Genomic DNA, 19,910 nt, shown 5'->3' with positions numbered 1-19,910 from the left:
TGCAGGATGCAACACATGATATCGGAACTCATCGGGCAGTTTACCGCCCAGAATAATCGGCTCATCACCTTCGATTCCCCGTTGCCACCCGAGCAGGAACTGATCCTGGAAAGCTTCGGCGGTGAGGAGGGGCTTTCGATTCTGTTCGAATATGAATTGCAGCTTTTATCCACCGACGCCACGATTGAACTTAAAAAGTTGATCGGCAAGAAAGTGTCCATGGAAATAGCTTTAGCGGATGGTGGCACGAAAATTATCAATGGCCATTGTTCGCACTTCAATCATGTTGGTGCCAACGCCGGTATCGCTAATTACGTGGCCAAGGTTGTGCCTTGGTTATGGATACTGAGTCGGCGTCGAGATTCGCGGATTTTTCAAGATAAAACCATTGAAGAGATCATTAAAGAGGTTTTTTCCTATTATCTCAGTTTGGCGAGCTTCGAGTTTAGATTGAGCCGACCTTTAAAGCCGGTCAGTTATTGCACGCAGTATCAAGAGTCAGACCTGAATTTTGTACTTAGACTCTTGCAGCAGGAAGGCTTGTTTTTTAATTTCGAGCACAGTAAAGATGATCACTGTATGGTCATTTTTGATGAAAGCCTTAATTTTGAACCGTTGCCTGATCAGCCGACCATCCGTTTCCACACGGCCTCTGTCACTGAAGAGTCGGACTCCATTACCGAATGGTCGTCACAGCGTACTCTCCATTCGACACGGCTTTCATTGAAATCATTCGATTATAAGCAGCCTAATTTCCCAAATCAGGTACAGCTTGAAACCATCGCCAAGCAAGGTGATGTAGGGCCGTATGAAGTGTTTGAGTACGAAGGGCTCTACGGCTATTCAGATCCCGAGCATGGTCAGCAAATAGCACGAAATCGTTTAGAGGCAATGGAAGTTCAGGGTAAGACCTTTCAGGGCAAAAGTAACTGTCGTGCCATGCAGCCAGGTTATTACTTTGAATTAACCCAGCATTACGATCACGACAAAGGAACTGTAGAGGATAGGCAGTTCCTTATTTTGAGCGTGAAGCACTTTGGGCGTAATAATTACACAGGCGATGGAGAAGCGTTTTACCAAAACCAATTCATTTGCATCCGCCGCAAGATTCCATTCAAACCACCGATGAGCACCCCGCGCGCTCTGATCAGTGGACCCCAAACCGCCATTGTCGTCGGCCCGCCCGGCGAGGAGATCTACACCGACGAACTCGGCCGGATAAAAGTGCAGTTCCACTGGGACCGTTACGGTGAGTTCAACGACAAGAGTTCCTGCTGGGTCCGTGTCGCCCAGTCCGGTGCCAGTGGCGGTTTCGGTAGTGTCTTGATCCCTCGCGTTGGCGATGAGGTGGTCGTGGCTTTTCTTGATGGCGATCCAGACCGCCCACTGGTCATGGGCAGCCTCTACAACAGCCAGAACACCCCGCCGTGGTCGCTGCCGGCGAACAAGACCCAGAGCGGGTTCCTGACCCGGTCGATGAAGGGTGACGGCGGCACGGCGAACTTCTTCCGCTTCGAAGACAAGTCCGGCGCCGAGCAGATCATCATGCATGCCGAGCGCAACATGGACACCGAGATCGAGGTCGACGAGACCCACAATGTCGGCAGCAACCGCACGATCACGGTGGGTGGCACGCACACCGAAACCATCAAGAAAGACACGGTGATGAATGTCCAGGAAGGCTCGCTGACGATTCAGGTCGACAACCAGTTCATTCAGGTCAGTGCCAAGCAGCACATCATTCTTCAGGTGGGCGGCAGCAGTATCAAGCTGACGCCTGAAGGTATCGAAATAAAGGGCGACGCCATCGATATTCTTGGCAAGAACACCTACGTCCACGGTGACCGTGTCGATATCAACAAATGAGAAATCAGACCATGGTCAGGACCAGTATCTACGATCGTATTTCCGAGAAGCGGCTTGCGGCCGAGGCACTTGCGCGACAGCAGTTACAGGAGGCTGCCGAGGCTTCGCTCGCTGTCATCGAGCCCGAGCCGGTAGCGGTGCTACCGCTTCAATTGACGCGCAATGAATTGAAAGTCGCGGGACTGAATCTGGTAATGCCGCAAGGCTTCAACTTCCGCGACATCGATACAACGCTCGAAAAACATGGGCATCCCGTCACGTTCAGTGTCAAGCGTCGTCCTGCACCCGAAGGGCTGACGCTGCAACGCTCGCTGCAGTTGTATGTGGAGAACCTGCGCAAGAACCACCCCGACGTCACCATTGTGCGCCAGAGCGATTGCCTGCTGGCAGGCAGTCCGGCGATTACCCTGGATTATATATTCACGGCGGGACAGGAGCGTCGCCACGGCAGAGCGACCAGCGCCGTCATCCATCCCGGCGATGGTAACGAGCGCCAATGGCTGAGCATCTCGACGATGATCAATCCCGCACATGCAGAGCTTGCCGATTGGTTGATCGAGTTCGAGACGATGCTCGAAAACATCAGCGCTGACTAAGCATTTTTCCCTTTCACGTATTTACGGAACGCACGCCCAATGGACTATCAGCTTCAGGAAGGATCCATCACGTTGCCGGAAGGTTTTCAGGACCGCACGGTGAACATGTTTGTGCTCGGCACCAGTATTCCTGCGCCGCTGAACATCACACTGTCGCGCGACAACATGCTGCCGGCAGAGGATCTGAAGGCTTACATCGAGCGCCAGGTAAAACTCATTGCCGCCAAACTGCGCGGCCATATCGTGCTTAGCAAGAAGCCGGCAGCGCTGTCCGGGGAGCAACCGCTTTCCGGTATCCAGGTGGATGCCTACTACATGAACGATGGTCGACCGGTGTACCAACGGCAGGCAGCGTTCGAAATCGAACCGGGTCGCATCCTGGTGTTTTCCACCACCAGCCAGGCTGATTTCAGCGCCACACAAAACCAGAATTGGCTGCAGCTGCTGGCAAGTTTCAAACCGCGCCAGGCCGATACGGTGTCCACCGACAGCGCCGAACAGGAGTAACCCATGTTCGAAGCTGCGCGTTGGGGCGATGAAATTGAACACACCAGTGCGCTCGGCGGCTTTCTCGCCGGCGCGGTGATCGGGCTTGCGATTGCGACGGCTGCCGCATTCACGATCTGCACGGCGGGGCTCGGCGGAATTCTGCTGGGGATTGCCGTAGGGCTGGCTGCCAGTTTCGTCCCCATGATTGGCGAAAGCATAGGGTCGGCAATGAGTTCGCCCGCCGGGGGGATCAAGCTCGAAGGCTGCTCGACGGATGTGTTCATCAACAGCCGTAATGCCGCCCACGCAAAACTGAGCATGGGTATTTGCGATAAACACCCCGCACCGGTAATGGTTGCCGAAGGCTCTTCCAACGTTTTCATCAACAATGTGGCGGCTTCGCGCAAGGGTGACAAACTCACTTGCGGCGCGAAGATCTCCAGCGGCTCGAACAATGTGTTCATTGGCGGCGGGACTGAGCGCTATCTCGATGTCGACGAAGAAATTCCCGGCTGGCTGCGGGTCACCGTCGACGTGCTGATGATCGTCGCCTCGATGGGCCGCGCAATAGGTCCGATCTTCAGGCTGGGCATGGTGCAAGGTCTGAAGGCGGCCGGACCTTGCGCATTGAGATTTGGCGCGACCGTGGCCGCCAGCTACCTGGCCGGTCGCTTTGTCATCGGTCCGGCCGTTGAGCGCGCAATCGGCGGTTTGAGCGGCAATCCCGTCGACCTTACCAGCGGGCGCAAGCTGTTGCTCGAGTCGGGAGAAACCGACTTTGCGCTGCCGGGGCTCATGCCGATTGAATGGTCGCGCTTCTATGCCAGCGATCTGACCGTCGACAGCGTGCTCGGCAGAGGCTGGGTCTTGCCTTGGGAGCAAAACCTGCGCAGAAGCGGCAGCTTCGTCTACCTCACGGATAACCAGGGGCGCAGCGTGCCCTTTGTGGATGTGGAGCCAGGCGATCGCATCTATAACCCCTATGAGCAGCTCCACCTGGTCCGCACCGAAGGCGGCCACTACCTGCTGCAAACCCTCGACAACCTGTTCTTCTACTTCGGCGAGGTGCCGGACGACAACAGCGATGTCCCGCTGCAACGCCTGGAAAATGCCCTTGGGCATTACCTGCATTTCACCCGCACGGCAGAAGGCCGGTTGACCGACATCAGCGCCACTGGCGGGGTTCGGGTGCACCTGCACTATGACAACCCGCTGGGGCGCCTGACCAACGTCAAGCGCGTCGTCGACAACCTGGCGGTTGAAACCCTGGTGCAGTACCGCTATGACGACAACGGCCAACTCATCGAGGTGATCAATCGCAACAGCGATTCGATGCGCCGCTTCAGCTACGCCGATGGGGTGATGGCCAGCCACAGCAACGCCCTGGGCCTGAGCTGTCATTACCGTTGGGAAACCATTGATGACCAGTTGCGTGTGGTCGAGCACTGGACCAGCGATGGCGAACACTTTCACTACCGCTACGACTTCAAGCAGCGCACCTCGTGGGCCACTGACGCACTGGGCCGTGAGCTGCAGATCCACTACAACGACGATCGCCGCGTGATTGCCAGTCGCGACTTCGGCGGCGAGCAGTACGCTATCGACCTCGACGAAGCCGGCAACATGACCGGTCTCAAGCTGCCGGATGGCAACCGCTTGGGGTTCAAGTACGACGACTTTTCGCGTTTGCTTGAAGAAACCGACCCACTGGGCCGCAAGATCAAATACAAGTACCACCTCGGCACTACCCTGGTCACCGAAACGACCTTCCTCGACGGCAGCACCTGGCAGGCCCGCTACGACGCCAAGGGCAACTTGATCGCCGAAGTCGACGCCCTGGGCAATAAAACCGAATACCTCAACAGCGACGACGGCCTTCCACACACCATCATCGATGCGACCCACAAGTCCAAATACCTGTGGTGGAACACCCAGGCCCAGGTCGAACGCTTCCAGGATTGCTCGGGTAAAAACACCACGTACCGTTTCGACGAGCGCCAGCATCTGGTCGCCGTCACTGATGCGCTGGGCCAGACCACCACGCTGGAGCGCAAACCCGACGGCGAAGTGCTGCGCATCAATCATCCGGACGGCAGCGCCGAGTCGTTCACCTACAACGCCCTCGGCCAGGTGCTCAGCCATACCGACGGCAAAGGCCAGACCACCCGGCTGTTGCGCACCGCTCGGGGCCTGCCGAGCAGTCGCCAGGACGCCAAGGGCCAACGCATCCGCTACGAATACGACCCGGCGATTCGCCTGACCGCGCTGATCAACGAAAACAACGCGGCGTACCAGTTCGCCTACGATGCGTCCGACCGGTTGATCGAAGAAAAACGCATCGACAACCTGACCCGGCGCTTCAACTACAACCTCGGTGGGCATCTGACCCAGGTCGATGAAACCGGCTACGGCGAACGCGGCGAGCGGCCACAACGCCGCACCGAGTTCGAGCGCGACAGCATTGGCCGACTGCTGGCCAAACTCAATGCCGATGCGCGTCAGGATTATGTGTACGACGACGCTGATCGCCTGCTGTCGATCCAGCGTCTGCCGACCGCGCAGGGCAAGCAACTGGGTGTCAGCGAAGAAACACTCGAGTTCTCCTACGACCTGCTCGGCCGACTGGTCCAGGAGACCACGGCGCAAGGCGCCTTGTCCTACGAGTACGATCCACTGAGCAACCTCACCACCCTGACGTTGCCCACCGGCCAACACCTCAATCACCTGTACTACGGCAGCGGCCACCTGCACCAACTCAACCTCGACGGCCAGCTGATCAGCGACATCGAGCGCGACGACCTGCACCGCGAAGTCCTGCGCACCCAGGGCACACTCACCAGCTGCTTCGGCTACGACGCCCTGGGCCGCAAGAGCTGGCAGTTCGCCTCGCGCCTGCCGGCGGAAAAACTCTCGAAAATCCACAACCCCGGCATCCAGCCCGACCTGCTGGTCGAGCACGCCTACAACCCGATCCATCGCCGTCACCAGTACGACCCGGCCGGCGAACTGACCCGCACCCTCGACAAACTGCGCGGCGAGATCAAGTACCAATACGAAGCCAACGGCCAACTGCACAGCCGCGACACCGGCCAGTTGCTCGACAGCGAAGAGTTCCGCTACGACGCCGCGGCGAACCGGCTGAACTTCAACACCAGCCAGTTTGATCACGTCAAAGACAACCGCCTCAAGCGCTGGCGGGATCAGGAATATGCCTACGATGCGTGGGGCAACCTGATTGAAAAACGCTGCGGCATGGGCAAGCTGCAGACGTTTCGGTATGACTGTGAAAATCGGTTGGTGCGCGCGGAGACGTTGGTTAATGGCAAGCTGGAGAGTACCGGTTTTTATCGGTACGACAGCCTGGGGCGGCGGGTCGGCAAACAGTCTGTTGTTAATGGCGTGACCGAGCAGAAACACTTCTTATGGCAAGGCCTGCGCATGCTGCGTGAGGAGCGACCGGGGCAGAGTAGTCTGTATCTGTATGAGCCGGGGAGTTATGCGCCGTTGGCGCGGGTGGATCAGGCTGAGGGTGAAGAGCAGAAGGTTTATTACTACCATACCGATCAGATTGGTACTCCGCTGGAGATGACTGATCGTGAAGGGCAGATTGTCTGGCAGGCGACATACAAGGCTTGGGGGGCGGTTGAAAAGTTGGCGGTCAATGACGTCGAGCAGAATCTGCGCTTTCAGGGGCAGTATTTCGATGACGAGACGGGGCTGCACTACAACACGTTTCGGTACTACGATCCGGAGGTGGGGCGGTTTGTTACGCAGGATCCGATTGGGTTGTTAGGTGGTAGTAATTTGTATGGTTATGCCCCCAACACTAACGGGTGGATTGACCCTCTAGGGTGGTGCGTGACTACTAATGTCACCAGAGGGGCGGCAGGGCAGCCGTTGAAAGCAACCGCTACCATTACCCCGAAGGACTTGGGGACGGGTACGGCAACTAATGAGTCCTCTCGGTTTTGGGCCAGATCGCTGGGTAATTCAGATGATGATGCGGGACATATAATCGGTAAGCTACTTGGTGGTTCGGGTGGGAAAAATGGAGTTTTTCCACAGTTAAAAGGCATAAATCGTGGCCAATTTAGAGACTTTGAGTCGGCAGTTGCGAATGCGGTAAAAAAGAAAGGTGCTGTAGACGTTGAGTTGAATTTTATCTATGGCAACGGGGGGACGCGTCCAACATCGATAACCTATGATGTTTACCGTCAGGGTAGTAAAATACTCGAAGGAATATTTGGGAACTGATATGACTGATAAAGAAGTTTCATTGCGCGCGTTAAAGAATGTTAATGAATTTATGGCCGAAATGAATTCTTGGGAAGCAGAATTCTTCAAGGTTCGAAAAGAAAGTCTAGCCGGAGAGGGGGATGATCCTGCAATTAAAGCTTCCTTTGGGGGAAGGTTGGAAAAAATACTAAATAAATTTGCTTTGAAAGATAAGAGTAATTTTGGCCGTTTGATAGATTTGGGTTGTGTTAATCCTCCCACGTACGACCCACAGTCTGACGTTATAGAGGTTATTTCTGTGAGTGGCGATGAAGTCGTTTTTCAGATACAACAAACTGTTGGGGTAGAGGTTACATCGCGGATAGTTATGGTTTGTAAAGCTGGTGAGTGGAAAATTAAGAAGAAAGAAAGTTTGGGTTATGACGATAAGTGGAAGCGTTCACCTTTGTAGTGTGAGATGCTGAAATGGAATCAGTGGTTTTTTTTCACATGCGCTGAGCGAGCTTTCAAAGAGTTCTGATGGTGTAAGCGGAGTTGCGTGTAATCTGTAAAGTTAAATAAGTTCTTTAAAATCTAGTTTTGTGAGTGGCTAGAAGCCTTTGTCTTAGTCACTCTCTTCACTCATTTGCCGCATTGCATTGGGTGGGCCATAAATTTTGAAAGCGCCTCAGGATGGCGCTATATAAAGGGGGCTAGATGAAAGAGACTGATCTGATAGGTTTGTTGCGAGAAATATCAAATGAGTTAAAACAAGCTCAGGCAGTGCGCGGAGGGACAGATCTACGCTCTATTATCGAAAATTACGAAAGGGTAGTAATGCTCTTGCTTGGAGGTAATTTGACCGATAATTTAATCAGGTTTTCGCCTAGGGAGTATTTAGAGATATATAGTGATTATGAGAAATCGCTGCTTGAAAAAATGGATTTTGCACAGAGGGAAGTTAATGGTTTTTTGGTTGTCAGACCTTGAGTGCTTGATTTTTTTCGACGCTATTTCTCTTCTTGATGCGGTCACTAACGTCATCTGTCGTTCGCTCTTTCAAAATTCATTGAAATAAGTGGCTGTCAACATTGTGTCAGCCACTTTCTCTATAGTAATAATCGACGTCCGGCGCAAGTCACACATACCTGTGGTGGAACACCCTGGCCCAGGTCGAACGCTTCCAGGATTGCTCGGGTAAAAACACCACCTACCGCTTCGACGAGCGCCAGCATCTGGTCGCCGTCACTGATGCGCTGGGCCAGACCACCACGCTGGAGCGCAAACCCGACGGCGAAGTGCTGCGCATCAATCATCCGGACGGCAGCGCCGAGTCGTTCACCTACAACGCCCTCGGCCAGGTGCTCAGCCATACCGACGGCAAAGGCCAGACCACCCGGCTGTTGCGCACCGCTCGGGGCCTGCCGAGCAGTCGCCAGGACGCCAAGGGCCAACGCATCCGCTACGAATACGACCCGGCGATTCGCCTGACCGCGCTGATCAACGAAAACAACGCGGCGTACCAGTTCGCCTACGATGCGTCCGACCGGTTGATCGAAGAAAAACGCATCGACAACCTGACCCGGCGCTTCAACTACAACCTCGGTGGGCATCTGACCCAGGTCGATGAAACCGGCTACGGCGAACGCGGCGAGCGGCCACAACGCCGCACCGAGTTCGAGCGCGACAGCATTGGCCGACTGCTGGCCAAACTCAATGCCGATGCGCGTCAGGATTATGTGTACGACGACGCTGATCGCCTGCTGTCGATCCAGCGTCTGCCGACCGCGCAGGGCAAGCAACTGGGTGTCAGCGAAGAAACACTCGAGTTCTCCTACGACCTGCTCGGCCGACTGGTCCAGGAGACCACGGCGCAAGGCGCCTTGTCCTACGAGTACGATCCACTGAGCAACCTCACCACCCTGACGTTGCCCACCGGCCAACACCTCAATCACCTGTACTACGGCAGCGGCCACCTGCACCAACTCAACCTCGACGGCCAGCTGATCAGCGACATCGAGCGCGACGACCTGCACCGCGAAGTCCTGCGCACCCAGGGCACACTCACCAGCTGCTTCGGCTACGACGCCCTGGGCCGCAAGAGCTGGCAGTTCGCCTCGCGCCTGCCGGCGGAAAAACTCTCGAAAATCCACAACCCCGGCATCCAGCCCGACCTGCTGGTCGAGCACGCCTACAACCCGATCCATCGCCGTCACCAGTACGACCCGGCCGGCGAACTGACCCGCACCCTCGACAAACTGCGCGGCGAGATCAAGTACCAATACGAAGCCAACGGCCAACTGCACAGCCGCGACACCGGCCAGTTGCTCGACAGCGAAGAGTTCCGCTACGACGCCGCGGCGAACCGGCTGAACTTCAACACCAGCCAGTTTGATCACGTCAAAGACAACCGCCTCAAGCGCTGGCGGGATCAGGAATATGCCTACGATGCGTGGGGCAACCTGATTGAAAAACGCAGCGGCATGGGCACGCTGCAGACGTTTGGTTATGACTGTGAAAATCGGTTGGTGCGGGCTGAGACGTTGGTTAACGGCAAGCTGGAAAGTACCGGTGCGTATCGGTATGACAGTTTGGGGCGACGGGTTGCCAAGGTTTCAGAGGTCAACGGCAAGATCGAGCAGAAGCACTTTTTGTGGCAAGGCTTGCGGATGCTGCGTGAGGAGCGACCGGGGCAGAGTAGTTTGTACCTGTATGAGCCGGGGAGTTATGCGCCGTTGGCGCGGGTGGATCAGGCAGAGGGGGAAGAGCAGCAGCTCTATTACTTCCATACCGATCAGATTGGTACTCCGTTGGAGATGACTGACCGTGAAGGGCAGATTGTCTGGCAGGCGACGTACAAGGCTTGGGGGGCTGTTGAAAGGCTGGCGGTCAATGATGTCGAGCAGAACCTGCGGTTTCAGGGGCAGTATTTCGATGACGAGACGGGGCTGCACTACAACACGTTTCGGTATTACGATCCGGAGGTGGGGCGGTTTGTTACGCAGGATCCGATTGGGTTGTTGGGTGGGGATAATCTCTATCAGTATGGGAGTAACCCTTTAGGTTGGATAGATCCATTAGGATTAACCTGTTCGTCGCTTCATGAAAGGGTCGTCAATGATGCGAACAAAGTCGCATCTGTTGGAGGGGAAATCACCGCCAAGCAAGCTCAGATTTTGAAAGGAAATCTACCCGTTGTTCAGCGACGTACTGTGTTTCAAAATCAGATGGCACGGAAAGAATTTGTGGGCAGTCAGAACTATTTGATGAAGCAATGGGAAGCTAACACCGGTAGAGTATGGCCATCTGGTGCAACTCCCCATCACATCATACCTTTGGAAAGTGGTGGAGCGAATAAGTGGTGGAATCTGATGCCAACACATGGCGCATTGCCAAATCATTCTTTGCCTGGGATTCCAGGTCCGCATGCCGCAGGTGGCGTTCTTAGGACCACAATTCAACAAGGAAGAAAGGCTCTGCCGCCTGGTACAATAACTGATCTGAGATTGTAATATGATTGATATTGATGAAGAGTGTAAAAAAATAGAAGGATTTGAGTTTTTCTCTAATATGGGAGGTTGCGGGCCTGAAGATAATAATTATATATATATAGAGAGCGTTCGGAAGGTTTTCGTAGAGCCTTCTGAGTCTGAGTTTCATGGGTGCTATGATGGTGTTGAATGGCTGCCTACAGCCCCAACCCAACCCGATCCGTTTTATGATGTTCCTAAAGCGCCACCAGACTTAGTCGCTATGCGAATGAAAGTGAATAAGGCAGTAATGGCGGCTACAAAAAACGTTGATAAGAGCAAGTTCATTTGTGCGCCACATGATTTTAGTATTGCTGCAAGAAATGGGGTGTGTTTTGCCTTTAGGCAATATGTATCTGAAAGTTATTATGGGTTTGGTGATCGATGGGCGGCAATAATAAAATTATATTACTCTGGTCATTGGCCTGTTGGCTTTTTTAATAAAAAAATAATCGTTATTTGAATTGTGGTGAAGATTTATATCATCTTTTGTCGATGGTGGGATGTTGGCTCTCCGTTAACATGGGTATATATACTTCGCTCTTTAACAATGTAGATCATTAGATATCTGACGATTCAGCGCGCCGTTTCAACTAAGGCGACGACTTGATCGCCAGCCACAGCAATGCCCTGACCCCGAACTTTAATTGTCACTGAGAATACATTCGCAACTGGCAACGTATGGTGGAGCATAGGACCAGTGATAATGAGCGCTTCCAGTTCCGCGTCGACATCAAGGCCTGTGCCCCCCTATCGATCACAGACGTGCGCACACCGACGGCAAAGGCCAGACCACGCGCCTGCTGCGCACCGCCCGCGGGTTGCCGAGCAGCCGCCAGGACGCCAAGGGCCAGCGCATTCGCTACGAATACGACCCGGCGATTCGCCTCACCGCGCTGGTCAACGAAAACAACGCGGCGTACCAGTTCGCCTACGATGCGTCCGACCGGTTGATCGAAGAAAAACGCATCGACAACCTGACCCGACGCTTCAGCTACAACCTCGGCGGGCATCTGACCCAGGTCGATGAAACCGGCTACGGCGAACGCGGCGAACGGCCACAGCGCCGCACCGAGTTCGAGCGCGACAGCATTGGTCGGCTGATGGCCAAACTCAATGCCGATGCCCGTCAGGATTACGTGTACGACGACGCTGATCGCCTGCTGTCGATCCAGCGCCTGCCGACCGGGCAGGGCAAGCAACTGGGTGTCAGCGAAGAAGCACTCGAGTTCTCCTACGACCTGCTCGGCCGACTGATCCAGGAGACCACGGCGCAAGGCGCCTTATCCTACGAATACGACCCACTGAGCAACCTCACCACCCTGACGTTGCCCTCCGGCCAACACCTCAATCACCTTTACTACGGCAGCGGCCACCTGCACCAACTCAACCTCGACGGCCAGCTGATCAGCGACATCGAGCGCGACGACCTGCACCGTGAAGTCCTGCGCACCCAGGGCACGCTCACCAGCTGCTTCGGCTACGACGCCATGGGCCGCAAGAACTGGCAGTTCGCCTCGCGCCTGCCGGCGGAAAAACTCTCGAAAATCCACAACCCCGGCATCCAGCCCGACCTGCTGGTGGAGCACGCCTACAACCCGATCCACCGCCGCCACCAGTACGACCCCGCAGGCGAGTTGACCCGCACCCTCGACAAACTGCGTGGCGAGATCAAGTACGAATACGAAGCCAACGGCCAGTTGCACAGCCGCGACACCGGCCAGTTGATCGACAGCGAAGAATTCCGCTACGACGCCGCGGCGAACCGGCTGAACTTCAACTCAACCAGTTGGGAAAGATTGCTACACCGGTTAGAACGTTTATTTCTTTCCGTTATTTAAATAGATGCAATCTGCATATCCATAACCGAATAATCCACGTCATGTTTTTCACCTTGTCCGTGATCGAATCGAATCGTTCGTCACAACAGAAACAATCCTCCTGCCTGCCTCGTTAAGCCTGCCGCGACATCGACTTTGGCTGTTTGATCGCCAGCTTGTCGCGCCCGGCCGATTCCCTAGAATCCGCCTCCATCAGCTTCGTCCAACTATCCAGTCCTTCAGGGAACAACACCATGATGAATGCCATGCAGATGCAAATGCCGATGAACGCCAACATGCCGATGATGTCGATGATGGGCATGCCGATGATGATGGCGACCATGTCCTGCGACATGATGGACGACGGCATGATGTGCAAGATGATGCCGGCCGCTGGCATGGACATGGCCATGTTCCGGAACAGCGCTGAAATGATGCAGTTGATGATGAACTGCGGCATGCCGATGATGATGCACTGCGGCAACATGAGCATGATGTGCATGTCCCCGGCGAGCATGGCCATGCCGATGATGAACATGATGATGTCGATGCCAGTGATGGGCATGCCGATGCCGTCGATGAAGTGCGTGATGGAATGCACGCTCATGGCGGACTGCATGATGTGCAAAATCATGCCGATGGCCGGCATGAACATGGACATGATGAAAAACTGCTGTGCCCTGATGATGAAAATGATGAACGACTGCAGCATGCCGATGATGATGAGCTGCAACGGCATGCCGCTGATGTGCTGCACTTGCTGATTCCTGCACTGCACCTGTACCTGTACCTGTAGGAGCGAGCCTGCTCGCGATGGACGCAAGGCTGACGCGTTTTTTCAGAAAACCCGCGTCATCGTTGACGTCCATCGCGAGCAAGCTCGCTCCTACAAGAAGGGGGTTTTAGTCCAGGCGTTCGGGGTAGGTCACTACAAGATAGGCCACGGCCTCACTGTCGGCGGGGTTGCGATAGCGGTGGGGCTGGTCGGCGTAAAACAGGATCGAGTCCCCCGTGGATAGCAGGTAGCGTTCATCGTTGACGCTGATTTCCAGGACGCCCTGCGCCACCACCAGGTTTTCCTGGACACCTGGGCCATGGCCCTGCGACTGGTCCTCTCCCAACGCGCTCAGGCGCAGTTCGTAGAATTCCGATTGGCGCGCCACGTCAAAGGGGAACAGGGCGCGGCTGACAAAAGCGCCGTTGGCACTGACCAGGCGTTTGCTCTGGCTCGCCGACAACAGGGCCACACCTTCGAAGGCCCGATGCTCCAGAAACGCCGCCACCGAGACCTTCAAGCCTTTGGCGATTTTGCACAGCACCTTGATGGACGGCACACTGCGCCCCGATTCGATTTGCGCCAGCATGGCGCGGCTCACGCCGCACTGTCGGGCCAGGGCATCAAGGGACAGATGGCGCTTGCTGCGCAGACGCAGCAGGTTTTGTCCGACCCGTTCGCAGATCGGGTCCTCTTCCGGGGCATCCGGATTGTTCAGATCCAGCACAGGCTCGTCCGCGCTTATCAGAAAGCGCGAGGATTCGTGCGCGTTCACGCCTGACGTGTCTCGGTAGACCGAGACGCCTGAATCCACTGCAATGCCTGTAATCCGGCGTTGCGTGCGTACATCTCCCACATGGCCCGTGCCCGTTGCTGAGCTTGTTTGCGTTTGCGGTAGCTGGCGAAATCGATGAGGTTGTCAGTCGGATTCATGGGGCACTTCACTGTGGTGATGAATGGCGGGATGACTGGAGAGTACGCTTCTATTTTTATAACGATAAATACTGAATTTTCATTTATTAATTCTTTTTGGTTCTTATCGGTGGGCGATTTCCAGGCGCTTATGAATGCCCATTATATTTCCAAATGGTCTAAACATGTAATTATATATTCCTTTTTGTGTTGGCTGATGCAGTGCATCTTGAGGGCCTGCCCATCCATGCGGATGGTCTCGACGCCAGACAGGAAGCCTTATCATGACCATCAAAGCGATCAACGTCCGTAACCAGTTCAAGGGCGTCATCAAGGAAATATTCGAAGGCGAAGTGGTCTCCGAAATCGACGTGCAAACGGCCTCCGGGATCGTCACTTCCGTGATTACCACGCGTTCGGTGCGCAGCCTGGAGTTGAAGGTGGGCAGCGAGGTGATTGCCTTCGTCAAGTCGACGGAAGTCTCCATCGCCAAGCTTTAAAAGCCTGAATCATTGATAGTTGACGGGTGATCTGCGGGTTTAAAAAAGTCATGAAAAAACCCGGCTGATCAGGCCGGGTTTTTGTTGGGCGTTGTGGCGACGCGGTTTGTTTATGCGACGCGATTCTGCAGCAGTTTGTCAGAACCACCTTCAGCGACGCGGTTCTGTAGCATTTTGTCGGAACCGCCTTCAGCGACGCGATTTTGCATCAGCTTGTCGGAGCCATCCGCAGCGACGCGGTTTTCGATCAGGCGGTCGGAACCACCCTCTGCCACACGGCTTTCAATCAGTCGATCCGAGCCGCCTTCAGCGACCACAGGTTGAGCAGAGGTAGCGGCGAAAGCGTTAACTGCGAAAACCGAGAAAGCGATGCTGAGGAGGGTCTGGCGTTTCATGATCGTGTGCTCCGGGGTACTTATGGGTTGGTATGGAGCAGATGTTACGCCGTGGATTTTTTAAGAGAACTTCATTGAGTCAATGGTGACTATCGACGCAGTCAATGGATGATTTGCTGACCATTGTGGGAGCGGGCTTGCTCGCGAAGGCGTCGGCATTGCCAGCAATGTTGTCGACTGACACAACGCCTTCGCGACCAAGCCCGCTCCCACAGGTTTTTGCAGTGAACACAGGTTTCGAGGTGTCAGCGGGAGATGAGGCCGTGATCGAGGGCGTATTTGACCAGCGCCGCGGGCTTGTCGATGTTGAGTTTGCGCCGGATGCTCAGGCGGTGTGTCTCCACCGTGCGCACGCTGATGTCCAGTTCCCGGGCCATTTCCTTGTTGTTCAAGCCTTGCGCCATCTTCGACAAGACCTGGCTTTCCCTCGGGGTCAGTTCGTTGTCGGTGTTCTTGTCGGCGATCAGGCGCTGGGCGATTTCGGCGCTGTAGAAGGTTCCGCCGCTGGTGATGGCTTCGATGGCGGCGATGATTTCCCGTGACGGGGCGTTTTTCAGCACGTAGCCGCTGGCGCCGGAGCGCACCGACTCGCTCACGTATTCGTAATTGTCGTACATGCTCAGTACCAGCACCTTGAGCGACGGGTACTGGCTGCGCAGCACGCGGGTCAGTTCCAGGCCGTTCATGTCCGGCAGGCTGATGTCGACCAGCAGCAGGTCGGGCTGGCAGCGTCCGACCATTTCGATGGCCTCGGCGCCGTTTTCCGCTTCGCCGACCATTTCCAGGGGCGACATCACGGCCAGCAGCGCCTTGATGCCGTCGCGGACCAGGGAGTGATCGTCGACCAGGGCGACGCGGATCGGGGAGGGCAGGTTCATCGCAGTATTCACTCTTGTAGTTTTGCGCGGGCTCAGCGTTTTGTGCCTGGTTTCATTGGCAGCCGTACGTCCAGCTCGCTTCTGCCCGGCATCGAGATCAAATCGAAGCGCCCGCCAAAATGTTCGACGCGTTCGCGGATGTTACGCAAGCCAATGCCGGCCTGGCGACGTTCGACCTGGGCGACGTTGAAACCGATGCCGTCATCGACCAGGGTCAGACGCACGGACTCGTCGCAGCCGCGCAGTGTAATGGACACGTTTTTCGCCTGCGCGTGGCGTTCGATGTTGGTCAGGCCTTCCTGGACGATGCGGAACAGCGAAACCGCCGCGCCGTCGACCAGCAGGCAGTCGAATTCATTTTCGTCATAGGTCACGGTCAGCCCGCTGCGCTGCTCGAATTCGGCGGCCAGTTGGCCGATGGCCGCCGGCAGGCCGAGGGTGTCGAGCAAGGAGGAACGCAGGTCGTGGGAGAGGCTGCGCACTTCACCGATGGCATCGCCGAGGCGCTCGGTGGCGTCTCTGAGGGCGTTCAAACCCTTGTCGTCGGCTTGTCCGCGCTCCAGCAGATGGCTGGCCAGTTCGAACTGAAACTTGATCGAGACCAGCACCTGGCTGATGCCGTCGTGCAGTTCGCGGGACACCCGCGATCGTTCTTCTTCCTGCAGGCTGACAATGCGTTGGGTCAGGCGCTGCAGTTTCTTGTCCGCCAGGCGATGTTCGCTGACGTTGAGGGTCATGCCGGTGGCGAATACGAACAGCACCGCGACCAGGGCGACCACGGCAATCGCCATCATGGTCTTGCGGATGCCCATGGCCACTTCGGCGCGGGCCTGCTGGGTGGCGCGCTCGACGTCTTCGAGGTAGATGCCGGTGCCGAGCATCCAGCCCCAGCGATCGAGCATCACCACGTAGGCGAGCTTGTCGGTCACCTGGCCGGAAGAGGGCTTGTTCCAGGCGTAGCGCTGGAAGCCTTCGCCCGATTGCGCGCTTTGCAGCAGCGCCTGAATCACCGGCAGGCCGTGGGGGTCTTTCATGTCCCAGAGGTATTGGCCCACCAGCTCCGACTGCCGCGCGTGCATCAGGCTGCGGCCTTCGTGGTCGTAGACGAAGAAGTAGCCGTTGATGCCGAAGCTGAGCTTGCGCAGTTCTTCCAGCACTTGTTGCTGGGCGCGGGCGTCGCCGTGGCCGTCGTCGTACAGGGGGGCGATCAGGCTTTTCGCCATTTCCACGTAGTTTTTCAGCTCTGCGCGCTTGCTCGCCAGAATGCTGTCTTCGATCAGTTGCGCCTGTTGATCGCCCAGTTGGCGGTTGAGGGAAATCACCAGCGCGCAGATGACGGCAATGGCCAGCACCAGCGGCAGAATCCCGAGGGCGACGATCTTGTGTTTGAGCTGCATGTTGACTCCTGCCCGCGCGAAGGCTCGGCATCATATGCCAAAGATACGCCCTGTAGGAGCGAGCTTGCTCGCGATAGCGGGGTGTCAGCGCCATCAATGTCAACTGACACTCCCTCTTCGCGGGCAAGCCCGCTCCCACAATTGATCGAGGATGGTCCCGGATTCGATGGTCAACCCACATCCCCTGTAGGAGCGAGCCTGCTCGCGAAAAAGGTACGGCCGACGCGACTCGGTGCCTGAAATACCATCGCGAGCAGGCTCGCTCCTACAGTTGATTTGTGTCTGATGTGAGTGTGTGTACACCCTCGAATACTGTGGCGCCTACGTAGAACTACGTAGACGCCACGTACGTAGTAACGCGGATTTATTTGTGGACGGCATGCGTGGATATTGGGCCAGCTCCGCATCGCGGACACAATTATAAAAATTACCGCCGCAGTCACTGGCTGTCGGCAGGAGACACGCTATGCCCCGTCTGGCTAAACACCTCGCCTGGTTTGCCGTGGCTGTCCTGGGAGCGATTGCGCTGAGTGTCGTGGCCCTGCGCCGCGGCGAAGCGATCAACGCCCTGTGGATCGTAGTCGCAGCCGTCGCCATCTACCTTGTTGCCTACCGCTACTACAGCCTGTTCATCGCCAATAAAGTGATGCAGCTCGACCCCAATCGGGCCACGCCGGCTGTGCTCAATAACGATGGTCTGGACTACATACCGACCAACAAACACGTACTCTTCGGTCACCACTTCGCGGCTATCGCCGGCGCCGGTCCTCTGGTCGGTCCGGTATTGGCAGCGCAGATGGGCTACCTGCCCGGCACGCTGTGGCTGATTGCCGGCGTGGTGCTGGCCGGTGCCGTGCAGGACTTCATGGTCCTGTTCATGTCCACCCGCCGCAACGGCCGCTCCCTGGGCGACATGGTCCGTGAAGAGATGGGCCGCATCCCCGGCACCATCGCGCTGTTCGGTTGCTTCCTGATCATGATCATCATCCTCGCGGTGCTGGCGCTGATCGTGGTCAAGGCCCTGGCCGAGAGCCCGTGGGGCATGTTCACGGTGATGGCGACCGTGCCGATCGCGATGTTCATGGGCGTCTACATGCGCTACATCCGCCCGGGCCGCATCGGCGAAATCTCGGTGGTCGGCGTGCTGTTGCTGCTCGGTTCGATCTGGCTCGGCGGGCAGATTGCCGCGGACCCGGTGTGGGCCAAGGCCTTTACCTTTACCGGTCTGCAGATCACCTGGATGCTGATCGGCTACGGCTTTGTCGCGGCGGTGTTGCCGGTGTGGCTGATCCTGGCGCCGCGCGACTACCTGTCGACCTTCCTGAAAATCGGCACCATCGTTGCCCTGGCCATCGGCATCCTGGTGACCATGCCCGAGCTGAGAATGCCGGCCCTGACCCAGTTCATCGACGGCAACGGCCCGGTATGGAAGGGCGGTCTGTTCCCGTTCCTGTTCATTACCATCGCCTGTGGCGCGGTCTCCGGTTTCCATGCGCTGATCGCCTCCGGCACCACGCCGAAGCTGCTCGCCAGTGAAGGGCATGCCCGTTACATCGGTTATGGCGGCATGTTGATGGAATCCTTCGTGGCGATCATGGCCATGGTTGCAGCCTCGGTGATCGATCCGGGCGTGTACTTCGCCATGAACAGCCCGGCTGCCGTGGTTGGTGCCGATGCGGTTACCGTTGCACAAACCGTCAGCAGCTGGGGCTTTGCCATTACCCCGGAAGCCCTGCAAGCGGTCGCCCATGACATCGGTGAAACCACCATCCTGGCCCGTGCCGGTGGTGCGCCGACCCTGGCGGTGGGGATCGCGCAGATCCTGCACCACGTGTTGCCGGGCGAGAACACCATGGCGTTCTGGTACCACTTCGCGATCCTGTTCGAAGCGCTGTTCATCCTGACTGCCGTGGATGCCGGTACCCGTGCCGGTCGCTTCATGCTCCAGGACTTGCTCGGCTCGTTCGTACCGGCCCTGCGCCGCACGGAATCCTGGACCGCCAACCTGATCGCTACTGCCGGTTGCGTGGCGATGTGGGGTTATCTGCTGTACCAGGGCGTGATCGACCCACTGGGCGGCATCAACACCTTGTGGCCGCTGTTCGGCATCTCCAACCAGATGCTGGCCGGTATCGCGCTGATGCTCGGCACCGTGGTGCTGATCAAGATGAAGCGCCAGCGTTATGTGTGGGTGACCTTGCTGCCAGCCGTATGGCTGCTGATCTGCACCACCACCGCCGGTTTCATCAAGCTGTTCGATGCCAACCCGGCGATCGGCTTCCTCGCCTTGGCCAAAAAGTACAGCGATGCCCTGGCCAACGGTCAGGTGCTGGCCCCGGCCAAGAGCATCGACCAGATGCAGCACGTGATCTTCAACGCCTACACCAACGCGACGCTGACCGCGCTGTTCCTGTTCGTGGTGTTCAGCATCCTGTTCTTCGCGCTCAAGGTCGGTATCTCCGCCTGGGGCAGCAAAGAGCGTACGGATAAAGAAGCGCCATTCCAGGCTGTGCCGAATGCGTAAGCGAGGAGGGCAG

At 56.7% G+C, this 19,910-nt stretch carries 16 protein-coding genes and 1 pseudogene; 12 read left to right on the top strand and 5 right to left on the bottom strand.

The window, feature by feature from the left end; all coding sequences use genetic code 11:
- Window positions 1–15 precede the first annotated feature (15 nt).
- The 10 genes and pseudogenes from KGA88_RS28545 to KGA88_RS28500 all read left to right on the top strand — a co-directional run bounded on the left by KGA88_RS28545 (window position 16) and on the right by KGA88_RS28500 (window position 13,280).
- Window positions 16–1,866, top strand: coding sequence for a type VI secretion system Vgr family protein (locus tag KGA88_RS28545; protein WP_223595966.1), 1,851 nt, complete (start codon window positions 16–18; stop codon window positions 1,864–1,866).
- An 11-nt stretch (window positions 1,867–1,877) separates the two neighbouring features.
- The gene (locus KGA88_RS28540; protein WP_223595964.1) at window positions 1,878–2,462 is read left to right on the top strand and encodes a hypothetical protein; all 585 of its coding nucleotides are present in this window, start codon (window positions 1,878–1,880) and stop codon (window positions 2,460–2,462) included.
- Window positions 2,463–2,501: 39 nt separating this feature from the next.
- The gene (locus tag KGA88_RS28535; protein ID WP_223595962.1) at window positions 2,502–2,969 is read left to right on the top strand and encodes a DcrB-related protein; all 468 of its coding nucleotides are present in this window, start codon (window positions 2,502–2,504) and stop codon (window positions 2,967–2,969) included.
- A gap of 3 nt (window positions 2,970–2,972) precedes the next feature.
- A complete protein-coding gene (locus tag KGA88_RS28530) occupies window positions 2,973–7,205 on the top strand; it encodes an RHS repeat-associated core domain-containing protein (RefSeq protein WP_223595960.1) in 4,233 nt (1,410 codons plus the stop codon).
- 1 nt (window position 7,206) lies between these two features.
- Window positions 7,207–7,638 (top strand): NTF2 fold immunity protein, encoded by a 432-nt coding sequence (locus KGA88_RS28525; protein WP_223595957.1) that lies wholly within the window; start codon window positions 7,207–7,209, stop codon window positions 7,636–7,638.
- 245 nt (window positions 7,639–7,883) lie between these two features.
- Window positions 7,884–8,156: a hypothetical protein gene (locus tag KGA88_RS28520; RefSeq protein ID WP_110658485.1), complete on the top strand. Its 273-nt coding sequence runs from the start codon at window positions 7,884–7,886 to the stop codon at window positions 8,154–8,156.
- 308 nt (window positions 8,157–8,464) lie between these two features.
- Window positions 8,465–10,678, top strand: coding sequence for an RHS repeat-associated core domain-containing protein (locus tag KGA88_RS28515; protein ID WP_411740871.1), 2,214 nt, complete (start codon window positions 8,465–8,467; stop codon window positions 10,676–10,678).
- A gap of 1 nt (window position 10,679) precedes the next feature.
- Window positions 10,680–11,159: a hypothetical protein gene (locus tag KGA88_RS28510; protein WP_223595955.1), complete on the top strand. Its 480-nt coding sequence runs from the start codon at window positions 10,680–10,682 to the stop codon at window positions 11,157–11,159.
- Between the two features lie 304 nt (window positions 11,160–11,463).
- Window positions 11,464–12,498, top strand: a pseudogene (locus KGA88_RS28505) (type IV secretion protein Rhs); the annotation flags it as partial.
- A gap of 272 nt (window positions 12,499–12,770) precedes the next feature.
- Window positions 12,771–13,280, top strand: coding sequence for a hypothetical protein (locus tag KGA88_RS28500; RefSeq protein WP_082562944.1), 510 nt, complete (start codon window positions 12,771–12,773; stop codon window positions 13,278–13,280).
- Between the two features lie 138 nt (window positions 13,281–13,418).
- On the opposite strand, the gene KGA88_RS28495 is transcribed toward KGA88_RS28500, so the two are convergent.
- Both KGA88_RS28495 and KGA88_RS28490 read right to left on the bottom strand, forming a co-directional pair.
- Complete coding sequence (locus KGA88_RS28495) at window positions 13,419–14,009, bottom strand: helix-turn-helix domain-containing protein (protein WP_160386044.1); 591 nt, start codon at window positions 14,007–14,009, stop codon at window positions 13,419–13,421.
- A gap of 53 nt (window positions 14,010–14,062) precedes the next feature.
- Window positions 14,063–14,224, bottom strand: coding sequence for a hypothetical protein (locus KGA88_RS28490; protein WP_223595953.1), 162 nt, complete (start codon window positions 14,222–14,224; stop codon window positions 14,063–14,065).
- Window positions 14,225–14,487: 263 nt separating this feature from the next.
- Here KGA88_RS28490 and KGA88_RS28485 point away from each other — a divergent pair, with 263 nt between their 5' ends.
- Window positions 14,488–14,703, top strand: coding sequence for a molybdopterin-binding protein (locus KGA88_RS28485; protein WP_056724180.1), 216 nt, complete (start codon window positions 14,488–14,490; stop codon window positions 14,701–14,703).
- Window positions 14,704–14,813: 110 nt separating this feature from the next.
- On the opposite strand, the gene KGA88_RS28480 is transcribed toward KGA88_RS28485, so the two are convergent.
- From KGA88_RS28480 to KGA88_RS28470, 3 genes are all read right to left on the bottom strand, one after another.
- A complete protein-coding gene (locus tag KGA88_RS28480) occupies window positions 14,814–15,098 on the bottom strand; it encodes a hypothetical protein (RefSeq protein WP_223595951.1) in 285 nt (94 codons plus the stop codon).
- A 245-nt stretch (window positions 15,099–15,343) separates the two neighbouring features.
- Window positions 15,344–15,976, bottom strand: a complete 633-nt coding sequence (locus KGA88_RS28475) for a response regulator (RefSeq protein ID WP_110661730.1) — start codon at window positions 15,974–15,976, stop codon at window positions 15,344–15,346.
- Between the two features lie 32 nt (window positions 15,977–16,008).
- Complete coding sequence (locus KGA88_RS28470; protein WP_223595949.1) at window positions 16,009–17,373, bottom strand: cache domain-containing protein; 1,365 nt, start codon at window positions 17,371–17,373, stop codon at window positions 16,009–16,011.
- Window positions 17,374–17,839: 466 nt separating this feature from the next.
- Here KGA88_RS28470 and KGA88_RS28465 point away from each other — a divergent pair, with 466 nt between their 5' ends.
- Window positions 17,840–19,897, top strand: coding sequence for a carbon starvation CstA family protein (locus KGA88_RS28465; protein ID WP_223595947.1), 2,058 nt, complete (start codon window positions 17,840–17,842; stop codon window positions 19,895–19,897).
- Window positions 19,898–19,910 lie beyond the last annotated feature (13 nt).

It is taken from the genome of Pseudomonas sp. A-R-19 (assembly GCF_019956575.1).
In the GTDB taxonomy this organism is placed as follows: Bacteria; Pseudomonadota; Gammaproteobacteria; order Pseudomonadales; family Pseudomonadaceae; genus Aquipseudomonas.
Note: the sequence above shows the minus strand (reverse complement) of the source record. Positions and strands in the feature narration are given on the sequence as shown.

What these genes read in the sequence shown, in the direction of transcription:
- KGA88_RS28545 (WP_223595966.1), top strand. Translation starts at nt 16, where the DNA reads ATGATATCGGAACTCATCGGGCAGTTTACCGCCCAGAATAATCGGCTC.
- KGA88_RS28540 (WP_223595964.1), top strand. Translation starts at nt 1,878, where the DNA reads ATGGTCAGGACCAGTATCTACGATCGTATTTCCGAGAAGCGGCTTGCG.
- KGA88_RS28535 (WP_223595962.1), top strand. Translation starts at nt 2,502, where the DNA reads ATGGACTATCAGCTTCAGGAAGGATCCATCACGTTGCCGGAAGGTTTT.
- KGA88_RS28530 (WP_223595960.1), top strand. Translation starts at nt 2,973, where the DNA reads ATGTTCGAAGCTGCGCGTTGGGGCGATGAAATTGAACACACCAGTGCG.
- KGA88_RS28525 (WP_223595957.1), top strand. Translation starts at nt 7,207, where the DNA reads ATGACTGATAAAGAAGTTTCATTGCGCGCGTTAAAGAATGTTAATGAA.
- KGA88_RS28520 (WP_110658485.1), top strand. Translation starts at nt 7,884, where the DNA reads ATGAAAGAGACTGATCTGATAGGTTTGTTGCGAGAAATATCAAATGAG.
- KGA88_RS28510 (WP_223595955.1), top strand. Translation starts at nt 10,680, where the DNA reads ATGATTGATATTGATGAAGAGTGTAAAAAAATAGAAGGATTTGAGTTT.
- KGA88_RS28500 (WP_082562944.1), top strand. Translation starts at nt 12,771, where the DNA reads ATGATGAATGCCATGCAGATGCAAATGCCGATGAACGCCAACATGCCG.
- KGA88_RS28490 (WP_223595953.1), bottom strand. Translation starts at nt 14,224, where the DNA reads ATGAATCCGACTGACAACCTCATCGATTTCGCCAGCTACCGCAAACGC.
- KGA88_RS28485 (WP_056724180.1), top strand. Translation starts at nt 14,488, where the DNA reads ATGACCATCAAAGCGATCAACGTCCGTAACCAGTTCAAGGGCGTCATC.
- KGA88_RS28480 (WP_223595951.1), bottom strand. Translation starts at nt 15,098, where the DNA reads ATGAAACGCCAGACCCTCCTCAGCATCGCTTTCTCGGTTTTCGCAGTT.
- KGA88_RS28475 (WP_110661730.1), bottom strand. Translation starts at nt 15,976, where the DNA reads ATGAACCTGCCCTCCCCGATCCGCGTCGCCCTGGTCGACGATCACTCC.
- KGA88_RS28470 (WP_223595949.1), bottom strand. Translation starts at nt 17,373, where the DNA reads ATGCAGCTCAAACACAAGATCGTCGCCCTCGGGATTCTGCCGCTGGTG.
- KGA88_RS28465 (WP_223595947.1), top strand. Translation starts at nt 17,840, where the DNA reads ATGCCCCGTCTGGCTAAACACCTCGCCTGGTTTGCCGTGGCTGTCCTG.